Here is a 441-nt window from a genome sequence, read left to right as displayed (position 1 = left end):
TGCGCCCTTTCTAACTTAACCTACTTCGGTCAACAATCAGCTTCGAATCTCTGCGTCAGCTCTCTCACTGTGCTCCTTACGTACGGAGTACGTTCCGGTGCTCGTTCGGTCGCTTCCTTAATCTTCTCGCTGCTTGTTGCCCTCATGGTTTGTGCTCTTATTTTGATTATAAATAATCATTAAACAAGAGAAATAACTAAGATGGCGATTACTCGGTAAATCTTCTTTATTTACATTATCTAGTTTTCAAGGAACAAAAAATAACGAACGGATTCGTTATGTTGGTGGAGCCTAGCGGGATCGAACCGCTGACCTCCTGCGTGCAAGGCAGGCGCTCTCCCAGCTGAGCTAAGGCCCCGTTATGAAATGGTGGGCCTAAATGGACTCGAACCATCGACCTCACGCTTATCAGGCGTGCGCTCTAACCAGCTGAGCTATAGG

1 tRNA gene is annotated in these 441 nt (G+C 46.9%); it reads right to left on the bottom strand.

The annotated features are described in order from the left end of the window. Nucleotides 1–282: 282 nt before the first annotated feature. Nucleotides 283–358, bottom strand: a tRNA-Ala gene (locus ASU02_RS25505). Between the last annotated feature and the right edge of the window lie 83 nt (nucleotides 359–441).

The organism is Cytobacillus praedii (assembly GCF_001439605.1).
GTDB lineage: Bacteria > Bacillota > Bacilli > Bacillales > Cytobacillaceae > Cytobacillus > Cytobacillus praedii.
The sequence above is the reverse complement of the archived record's forward strand: the minus strand, read 5'-3'. Positions and strand labels throughout refer to the sequence as shown.